An 8,996-nucleotide genomic window follows, 5' to 3' on the forward strand; every position below is an offset into this window, starting at 1 on the left:
ACCGCCTGGCCGGCCTGCGCGAGAGGGCCCTGGCGGAACTCGCGGACGCGGACGCCCTGCTCCTCCCCACGACCCCGGGCCACCCCACCCTCGCGGAGGTGGCCGCGGACCCCCTGGCCACCAACGCCCGCCTGGGCCGCTTCACCAACTCCACGAACCTCTTCGACCTGGCAGCGGCGGCGATCCCGGCAGGCGCGGTCAACGGCCTCCCCTTCGGCGTGATGCTGATCGGCCCGGCCCACACGGACGAACGCCTGACCCGCATAGCCACCCTGCTCCACCCGGAAACAAGCCTGGCAGTGGTAGGAGCCCACCTGACAGGCCAGCCCCTGAACCCCCAACTCCTGTCCCTGGGCGCCCGATACGACCGCACAACCACCACGGCCCCGGTGTACAGCCTGCACGCCCTGAACACGACTCCCCCGAAGCCGGGCCTGGTCCACGTAGGCGAAGGCGGCGCACAGATAGAAACGGAGATCTGGCGCCTCCCGGCAGAGGGCTTGGGCCGCCTACTGACGACCCTCCCCCGCCCGATGACGCTAGGAAGCGTCCAACTGTCAGACGGCACAAAGGTCCCCGGCTTCCTGTGCGAACCATCCGCCCTGACGGACGCCAAGGACATCACGTCATACAGAGGATGGCGGCCCTATCTGAACGCCGAGTAGGCCAGCCGACCTAGGGGCGCGGGGAACTGCGCGACCAGCCACAAACTCCCCGCACCCGCCAACGAAAGATCACCCCACCGACGAGTAGGCAACAACCCCCCGCAGCACCTGATCAACAGCCTTACGCGCAGCCTTCCCCACGGTCGAACCCTCGGAGAGAGCCGCCGCAGAGATCTGCCCCAACACATCGATCACCTGCTTGCACCACCGAACAAAGTCCCCCGCCGGCATCTCCGCCTCCCGAAGCACCTCATCCAGCCCCTTCCCCGAGGCCCACATGTACACGGCCCAGGCGAACCCGAGATCCGGCTCCCGCTGCCCCACCCCTTCGGTCTGGTTGATCCGGAAGTCCTCCTCGAGCGCGTCGAGCCGCCCCCAGATCCGCACCATCTCCCCGAGCGCGGCCTTGGCCTTCCCCGACGGCACCTTGGGAGCCATCGCGTCGTCCCCGACCCGCGCCTCGTACACCAACGCCGAGACACACGCGGCGAGTTCGGCAGGAGCAAGCCCCTCCCACACACCCGCCCGCAGACACTCACTGGCCAACAGATCGAGCTCACCGTAAAGCCGCGCAAGCCGCTTCCCGTGCTCGGTGACCTCGTCCCCCCGCAGATAGTCCAGCTCGGTCAGCAGCGCGACGATCCGGTCGAAGGTCCGCGCGATCGTGTTGGTGCGCCCCTCGATCCGCCGCTCCAGCTGCGAGGTGTCCCGCAGCAGCCGGTGATACCGCTCGGCCCAACGGGCGTGGTCCTCTCGGTCGTTGCACCCATGGCAGGGATGCGCCCGGATGGCCGTCCGCAGCCGCGCGATCTCACGGTCGTCGGCGGCCTGGGACCGCTTCTTGCGGGCCCGCTCAGGCGGGATGTGCCCGGCCTTGGTGCGCAGCGCGGACGCGAGGTCCCGACGGGACTGCGGGGAGCGGGGGTTGAAGGACTTCGGGATCCGCATCCGCTCCAGCGCCTCGACCGGCACCGGGAAGTCGATCGACGCGAGCCGCTTGACCTGCCGCTCGGCGGTCAGCACCAGCGGCCGTGGCCCGTCGTGGTGCTCGAAGCCGCGGTGGCCGTTGGAACGCCCTGCGGGCAGGCCCGGATCCAGCACCAGCGCGAGCCCCGCGTACTTGCCGGTCGGCACATGGATGACGTCACCCGGCTTGAGCTTCTCCAGCGCGACGGCCGCCTCGGCCCGCCGCTCGGCCACGCCCTGCCGGGCCAGCTCGGTCTCCCGGTCCTTCAGTTCGCGCCTGAGGCGCGCGTACTCCTCGAAGTCGCCGAGGTGGCAGGTCATGGACTCCTTGTAGCCGTCCAGCCCCTCCTCGTTGCGCTGCACCTGCCGCGAGATGCCGACGACCGACTTGTCGGCCTGGAACTGCGCGAAGGACGTCTCCAGCAGCTCGCGCGAGCGGTGCCGCCCGAACTGCTCGACGAGGTTGACCGCCATGTTGTACGACGGCTTGAAGCTGGAGCGCAGCGGGTACGTGCGCGTGCCCGCGAGCCCTGCCAGATGCTCGGGGCTCATCGCGCGCTGCCAGAGCACGACGGCGTGGCCCTCGACGTCGATGCCCCGGCGCCCGGCCCGGCCGGTCAGCTGGGTGTACTCGCCGGGTGTGATGTCGGCGTGCTGCTCGCCGTTCCACTTGACGAGCTTCTCCAACACCACCGAGCGCGCGGGCATGTTGATGCCGAGCGCGAGGGTCTCGGTGGCGAACACGGCCTTGACCAGGCCGCGGACGAACAGTTCCTCGACGACCTCCTTGAAGGTCGGCAGCATGCCCGCGTGGTGGGCGGCGATCCCGCGCTCCAGGCCCTCCAGCCACTCGTAGTAGCCGAGGACGTGCAGGTCCTCGGTGGGGATGGAGGAGGTGCGCTCCTCGACGAGGGCGCGCACCTTCGCCCGCGCCTCGTCGTCGTTGAGCCGCAGACCGGCGTACAGGCACTGCTGTACGGCGGCCTCGCAGGCGGCGCGGCTGAAGATGAAGGTGATGGCGGGCAGCAGTCCCTCGGCGTCCAGCCGCTCGATGACCTCGGGCCGGCTCGGCGTCCACACCCGCGAGCGCTGGCGCCGCTCGCGCTCGCGGTCGGCCTCACGCATGGCGCGGCCGCGCCTGCGGTCCTGGTACGACGGGCGCTGGGACTCCATGCGGGCCAGCCGCGTGAGGTCGGGGTTGACGGCCTTCTTGTTGCCCTCGCCCTCCTCGAACAGGTCGTACATCCGGCGTCCGGCCAGGACGTGCTGGAAGAGCGGCACGGGCCGGTGCTCGGAGACGATCACCTCGGTGTCGCCGCGGACGGTGTCCAGCCAGTCGCCGAACTCCTCGGCGTTGGAGACGGTCGCCGACAGGGAGACCAGGGTGACCGACTCCTGGAGGTGGATGATCACTTCCTCCCACACGGCGCCGCGGAAGCGGTCGGAGAGGTAGTGCACCTCGTCCATGACCACGTAGCCGAGGCCGATGAGGGTCTGCGAGCCCGCGTAGAGCATGTTCCGCAGCACCTCGGTGGTCATCACGACCACCGGGGCGTCGGAGTTGACGCTGTTGTCGCCGGTGAGCAGTCCGACCTTGTCGGCGCCGTAACGGCGGCTGAGATCGGCGTACTTCTGGTTGGACAGCGCCTTGATGGGTGTGGTGTAGAAGCACTTCTTGCCCTGCTGGAGGGCGAGATGGACGGCGAACTCGCCGACGATCGTCTTGCCGGAGCCGGTGGGGGCGGCCACCAGCACGCCCTTCCCCGCCTCCAGAGCCTGGCAGGCCTCGATCTGGAAGGGGTCGAGACCGAAGTCGTACATCTCGCGGAAGCCCGCGAGCGCGGTGGCCTGCTCGGCTGCCCGCAGGCGGGCTGCCGCGTACCGCTCGGCCGGAGAGAGGTCCTCTGTCATCGTGCTTTCGAGCGTACCGGGCGCCACTGACAACAGGACGATCATTATCCGGATCCGGTCCCGTGAAACCTGGTCTTCACGCAGCTCACGGGCCTGCGTCGACACGCTCCCGCAGAACGCGTAAGCGGCCGGCGGGCCCATGAGGCGCCGCGGCCGCTTCCGGTGGTGGATCCGACCCGTGTCAGGTCACGTCGTCGTAGCCGTTGACCCGGTCCGTGCCCGCCTGCTCGGGCAGTGCCCGGCTCGCGGAGACGGTCTCGACCTCGCCGATGTCCTCGGGGGTGAGGTCCAGATCCGAGGCCTCGTCGTCGTCGGGTCCCTCGGCCTCACGGCGGCGCTTGCGCCGGTCGTTGAGGAGGGAGAACGCCGTGGCCCCGAAGTACAGCACCCAGATCGGCGCGGCCAGCGCCAGCATGGTCAGCGGGTCGGTGCTCGGCGTGGCGACGGCCGCGAACACCGTGATCGCCATGATCATCCCGCGCCACCAGCCGAGCATCCGCCTGCCGGTGATCAACCCGGTGAGGTTGAGGAAGACCAGCAGCAGGGGCAGCTCGAAGGAGAGGCCGAAGACCAGCACCATGCGCAGGACGAGGTCGAGGAGGTCGTCCAGCGGGAGCAGGTTGGAGGTTCCGCCCGGGGTGAAGCCGATCAGTACCTTCGCCGTGGTGGGCAGCACCGAGTAGGCGAAGTACGCGCCGACCATGAAGAGCGGGGCACCCGTGCCGACGAACGCGTAGGCGTACTTCTTCTCGTGCCGGTGCAGACCGGGGGCGACAAAGGCCCACAGCTGGTAGAGCCAGACCGGCGAGGCCACGACGACGCCGGCCATGAGCGACACCTTCAGCGCGAGCGTGAAGGGCGTGAGAAGGCCGTTGATCGTGATCTCGGCGCACGGCTTGGTCGACTTCGTCGACTTGGCCAGCTCCGCGAAGGACTTGTCACAGCCGACCGAGTCGAGGATCGGCTTGGTGATCAAGTTGATGATGTCGTTGTAGAAGAAGGCGGCGATCACCGTGATGACGATGATGGCCAGCATCGCCTTCGCGAGCCGGTTGCGGAGCTCACGAAGGTGATCCGCGAGAGGCATCCGCCCCTCGGGATCCCTCTCCTCTTTGCGGGCAGACTTCAGCAACCCACGTTCCCATCTCGTGCGGGCGGGCCGGAGGTCACCGGCCCCGCGTCAGCGCTTGGTCGTGTCCGTCGGCTCGGTGACCGGGCGGGAGCTGGTCACGTCGCCGGGGGCGGCCTGGATGGTGCGCTGCGTCTGGGACTGCTCGTCGTTGTTGGGCGGGCCGGCCGGGGTGGCCGTGCTGCCGCCCTCCTCCTTCATCGCCTTGGCCTCGCTCTTGAGGATGCGGGCGGACTTGCCGAGCGAGCGCGCCATGTCGGGAAGCTTCTTCGCGCCGAACAGCAGGATGATGACGACGAGGATGAGAATGATCTCGGGGGCGCCGAGCCTTCCGAACATAAGTCTTTACCTTCTCACCGAGGCGACTGAGTGGGGTGCTGTCCGACCGGTCGGACACTTGTCCGAACGATCGTGCTGACAGCGATCGTAACGCTCAGGGGTGAACGCCTGGCAATCCCCGTGCGTACTCCCGGTCCGCGGCCGGGCCTCGTTATCCGGACCGCGACCAGCAGCGTACCTGCCGATCCCACCCCGGCGGGAGGGCGAAGTGGCCCAAAACGCATCCGGCCCTCGACTCACACCCAACTCTCAGCCGGACTCACAGCGCGTCCACAGACCGGGCCGCGCTCATGGAGGCCCGCTCCAGGTCCTCCGCGGCCCGGTTGATGCGCCGCGCGGACTCGCTGACCTGCCGTCCGAGGCGCTGCGCCTCCAGGAAGACCCGCACCGCGAGCACACCGAGCACGGCGAGACCCACGAAACCCACAGCTACGGCGAACATCGGCCAGAACATGAGGCGAGCCTAGAGGGTGGAGTGCAGCCGCAGGGTGCTGACCCCGCCACCGGTGAGCAGCTCGACGATCCGCTCGCCCGCGGGCTTGCGCACGGCCGCGCCGCACTCGGGGCAGGTGAAGGAGTAGAAGGTGGTGCGGCTGCTCGCGCCGATGGCGAGCCTGAGGGCGCTCGCGGCCAGCTCGAAGCGCTCCCGGCAGTCCGGGCAGCCGGCCTTGAAGGTCACCGGGGCCACGCTTCTCATCCCCGCGAAGGCGGCCGCCACCGTCATGCCCGCACCCGACGTCGCCGACTCGCTCAAAGCCCCTGCTCCTGCCTGTCGTACCGACCGTCGTCCTGCCCGTCACGCACCGCGCCCGTCCCGTGGGCGCCCCGCGCCTCCACCCCGTCGTACGCCGCCAGCGCCTCCCGGGCCGCCTCGCGGGCGCTGTCGGCGAGGTCGCGCGGCGAGACGATGCGGCCGTCGCGGCCGAGCCGGAGCGCCAGTCTTCTCAGCGATGCCGGGTCGGGGGTGCGGAGGGTAATACGCAGCCCGCCGTCGGAAAGCTCATCCGCGCTGTCGTGCGGGTAGTACTCGGCGACCCAGCGGCCGCCCGGGCCGACCTCCACGACCACTTCCGGGTCCTCGGCGGCGGGCTGTACGAGCGCCTCGGACAGGTCCCTCAGCTCGATCTCCGGCGGCGCGGAGGGCTCGTCGAGGATCTTGATCTCGGCGACCCGGTCGAGCCGGAAGGTGCGGCGCGCCTCGGAGCGCCGGCACCAGGCCTCGACATAGGTGTGGCCGACGCTGACCAGGCGGATCGGGTCGATCTCGCGCTCGGTGACCTCGTCGCGGGCGGGTGAGTAGTAGCGGATCCACAGCCGGCGGCGCTCGGAGATGGCCCGGTCGACGTCCGCGAAGACCCCGCCCTCGGACTCGAAGGTCACCGAGAGCCGGGAGCTGGCGCCCGCCGTCTCGCCGGCCGCGGCCTCCACTTTGGCGGTGGCCCGCAGCAGCGCCTGCCGGTCGCCCTCCCTGAGGCCGGGCAGGGTGGCCACCGCGCGGGCGGCCACCAGCAGGGCGGTCGCCTCGTCGGCGGCGAGCCTGAGCGGCTCGGCGGCCTCCGCGCCGAGGGCCGCGGGGTTGTGCCACCAGATCCGCTCGCCGTCGGTGTCGATGTCGAGCAGGTCGCCGCCCCGGAAGCTGGTGCCGCACATGGGCAGCACGTCGAGGTCGGAGACCAGTTCGTCCTCGGTGATCCCGAAGGCGCGGGCCACGTCCTCGACGCGGGCGCCGGGGCGCTCGCGCAGATAGGTCACCAGGGACAGCATCCGCCGGGTCTGGTCGATGGCGCTCGCGGGCCTGACCGGTTTGCCTGCCACAGTTCTCTTCCGCTCCCCCTCAGCCCTTGGCCACGGCACGCAGCCGGTCCACCACGTCGGCCCGCAGCTCGGCGGGCTCCAGGACCACCACGTCCGGCCCGAACTCCACCAGCCACGCGTCCAGTCCGTGGCCGTACGGAATCTCCAACTCGTCCCAGCCGTCCCCGAGTTCCCGAACCGAGGCAGCCTTCGCCCGCAAGGGGTACCCGGCGCCCGCGCGCAGCCTGATCAGCGCGCTGCGGTCGGCGGTCTCCCCCGCCCAACTGGCCACGGTCTCCCGGACGGTGACGACGTCGGGGACCGGCGCGGTGAAGTCCGCGCCGCGCGAGCGCACCCTGCCGGTGATCCGGGAGAGCCGGAACACCCGTTCGGCGCCGCGGTCGCGGTCGAAGCCGGCCAGGTACCAGTGGCCGCGCCAGCACTCCAGCGCCCACGGCTCGACATGGCGGGGCTCGGGGCGGGCGGCGGTGGCCTTGCGGTAGTCGAAGACGACCGGACGGCGGTCGCGGCAGGCCAGCATCAGCGGCTCGAAGGAGGCCTCGTGCACCGGGATGCGCGGCTCCAGCGCGCTGTGGGCCTCGTACGGGTCGACGTCCTCGGGCAGTCCCGCCGCGCGCAGCTTCTGCAGGGCGCCGCTGGCCGCGCCGGCCAGCCGGGCCTGCTGCCACACCTTCGCGGCAAGGCCCAGGGCGGCCGCCTCCTCGGCGTCGAGCGTGATGGGCGGCAGACGGTTGCTGTCACGGCGGGCGAGATAGCCGACTTCGCCGTCGAGGTTCTCCACCGTCTCGATGACCAGCCCGAGTTCGCGCAGATCGTCCTTGTCGCGCTCGAACATCCGGTTGAAGCTGTCGTCCGAATTGGCTTCCAGATAGGCCTCGATGGATTCACGCAGCTCACGCTTGCTGAGCGGCCTGCGCGTCCCGAGCAGACACAGCGCCAGGTTCATCAGCCGCTCGGCCTTGGCAATGGCCATCGACGCCCTTCGCCTCCCTATGGTGCTTACGAACGATGACCGTACCGCCCCGTGGTGGCGCGGCAAAAGCCGAGGCCCATGCCCGGACAGGCATGGGCCCCTGCTGGTCGGGTCCGGTCGAATGTCGTACGACGACCGGACCGCGACGTGATCTCTTGTGACTCCGGTACGACGATCAGACGCCGAGCAGGTCGACGACGAAGATCAGCGTCTCACCGGGCTTGATCGCCGGGGTCGGGCTCTGGTTGCCGTAGGCGAGGTGGGCCGGGATGGTCAGCTGGCGACGGCCGCCGACCTTCATGCCCTGCACGCCCTGGTCCCAGCCCTTGATGACCCGGCCGCCGCCCAGCGGGAAGCGGAAGGGCTGACCGCGGTTCCAGCTGGCGTCGAACTCCTCGCCGGTGCTGAAGGAGACGCCCACGTAGTGGACGGTGACCGTCTGGCCGGCCTGCGCGACCTCGCCGTCGCCCTCCCAGATGTCCTTGATCTCCAGGTCCGCCGGGGGCGCGCCCTCAGGGAAGTCGATCTCGGGCTTGTCGATGCTCACGTCACTCGCTCCTGCTTGTTCACGGAAAGGCAACACACACAGTCTTACACCAAGGCCCACCCGGTGGATCAGCCCAGCACCGCGGGCCCGCCACACCCGACTGCCGCGTGCCCGCGCCCCGCCGGCTCCCCGGCAGCCGCGCGACGCGCACCTGTTGCGGCCGCGCACCCGCCCGGGGCAGGGGCCTGCCCGACGGATCATGTCGCGTCACGGGGCCGAGCACGCCTGCTTGCCGCGCGTGGTCGTCGGCTGCCGACATCCCCACCGACCCGCCCCGCATCCACCAGCACCGCCCTCGCAATCGGCCCCATCCGCCGGACAGGGCCCCGCGGTGTCACATCTTCGCCAGGATGTCCACGGTGAAGACCAGCGTGGAGTCCTTCTTGATGTCGGTGCCGGACGGCGGGGTGTCGCCGTAGCCCAGCTTCGGCGGGATGACGATGAGGACACGGCTGCCGACCTTCTTGCCGGTCAGCCCCTGCGCCCAGCCCTTGACGACCTGCTGGAGCGAGAACGACGTCAGCTCCCCCCGGCCGTACGACGAGTCGAACTCCTTGCCGGTGTCCCAGATGACGCCCTTGTACTGGACGAGCAGGGTGCTGGTCGCTTCGACCTTGTCGCCGTCGCCCTCGAGGATGTAGTCCGCCACCA

Annotated in this window: 10 protein-coding genes; 1 reads left to right on the forward strand and 9 read right to left on the reverse strand. The window is 70.3% G+C overall.

Translation table 11 applies throughout. The features are described from left to right. Window positions 1-665, forward strand: a 665-nt coding sequence (locus tag ABZ896_RS50470) for an amidase family protein (RefSeq protein ID WP_360945512.1), incomplete at its 5' end; no start/stop codon positions are given. 69 nt (window positions 666-734) lie between these two features. On the opposite strand, the gene ABZ896_RS50475 is transcribed toward ABZ896_RS50470, so the two are convergent. From ABZ896_RS50475 to ABZ896_RS50515, 9 genes are all read right to left on the reverse strand, one after another. Further along, a complete protein-coding gene (locus ABZ896_RS50475) occupies window positions 735-3,587 on the reverse strand; it encodes a DEAD/DEAH box helicase (RefSeq protein WP_360945515.1) in 2,853 nt (950 codons plus the stop codon). Window positions 3,588-3,723: 136 nt separating this feature from the next. Beyond that, window positions 3,724-4,674: a twin-arginine translocase subunit TatC gene (tatC, locus tag ABZ896_RS50480; RefSeq protein ID WP_360945518.1), complete on the reverse strand. Its 951-nt coding sequence runs from the start codon at window positions 4,672-4,674 to the stop codon at window positions 3,724-3,726. Between the two features lie 48 nt (window positions 4,675-4,722). After that, entirely contained in the window at window positions 4,723-5,010 is a 288-nt protein-coding gene (tatA, locus tag ABZ896_RS50485; RefSeq protein WP_360945521.1) for a Sec-independent protein translocase subunit TatA, read from the reverse strand. A gap of 259 nt (window positions 5,011-5,269) precedes the next feature. Continuing rightward, complete coding sequence (locus ABZ896_RS50490; RefSeq protein WP_360945524.1) at window positions 5,270-5,464, reverse strand: hypothetical protein; 195 nt, start codon at window positions 5,462-5,464, stop codon at window positions 5,270-5,272. A gap of 9 nt (window positions 5,465-5,473) precedes the next feature. Beyond that, window positions 5,474-5,764 (reverse strand): hypothetical protein, encoded by a 291-nt coding sequence (locus ABZ896_RS50495; RefSeq protein WP_360945527.1) that lies wholly within the window; start codon window positions 5,762-5,764, stop codon window positions 5,474-5,476. Continuing rightward, window positions 5,761-6,825, reverse strand: a complete 1,065-nt coding sequence (locus ABZ896_RS50500) for a WYL domain-containing protein (RefSeq protein WP_360945530.1) — start codon at window positions 6,823-6,825, stop codon at window positions 5,761-5,763. Before ABZ896_RS50500 ends, ABZ896_RS50495 begins: the two co-directional genes overlap by 4 nt. A 19-nt stretch (window positions 6,826-6,844) precedes the next feature. Next, window positions 6,845-7,798, reverse strand: coding sequence for a WYL domain-containing protein (locus tag ABZ896_RS50505; RefSeq protein ID WP_360945533.1), 954 nt, complete (start codon window positions 7,796-7,798; stop codon window positions 6,845-6,847). Between the two features lie 175 nt (window positions 7,799-7,973). Continuing rightward, the gene (locus ABZ896_RS50510; protein ID WP_007380855.1) at window positions 7,974-8,345 is read right to left on the reverse strand and encodes an FKBP-type peptidyl-prolyl cis-trans isomerase; all 372 of its coding nucleotides are present in this window, start codon (window positions 8,343-8,345) and stop codon (window positions 7,974-7,976) included. Window positions 8,346-8,679: 334 nt separating this feature from the next. Next, window positions 8,680-8,996 (reverse strand): FKBP-type peptidyl-prolyl cis-trans isomerase (locus tag ABZ896_RS50515; RefSeq protein ID WP_360945537.1); only part of this gene is annotated, 317 nt, incomplete at its 5' end.

Source organism: Streptomyces sp. NPDC047072, from assembly GCF_040643855.1.
Taxonomy (GTDB): domain Bacteria; phylum Actinomycetota; class Actinomycetes; order Streptomycetales; family Streptomycetaceae; genus Streptomyces.

Bases quoted from the DNA above. Each gene is read 5' to 3' on its own strand.
- ABZ896_RS50475 (WP_360945515.1), bottom strand. From the start codon at position 3,587: ATGATCGTCCTGTTGTCAGTGGCGCCCGGTACGCTCGAAAGCACGATG.
- tatA (WP_360945521.1), bottom strand. From the start codon at position 5,010: ATGTTCGGAAGGCTCGGCGCCCCCGAGATCATTCTCATCCTCGTCGTC.
- ABZ896_RS50490 (WP_360945524.1), bottom strand. From the start codon at position 5,464: ATGTTCTGGCCGATGTTCGCCGTAGCTGTGGGTTTCGTGGGTCTCGCC.
- ABZ896_RS50505 (WP_360945533.1), bottom strand. From the start codon at position 7,798: ATGGCCATTGCCAAGGCCGAGCGGCTGATGAACCTGGCGCTGTGTCTG.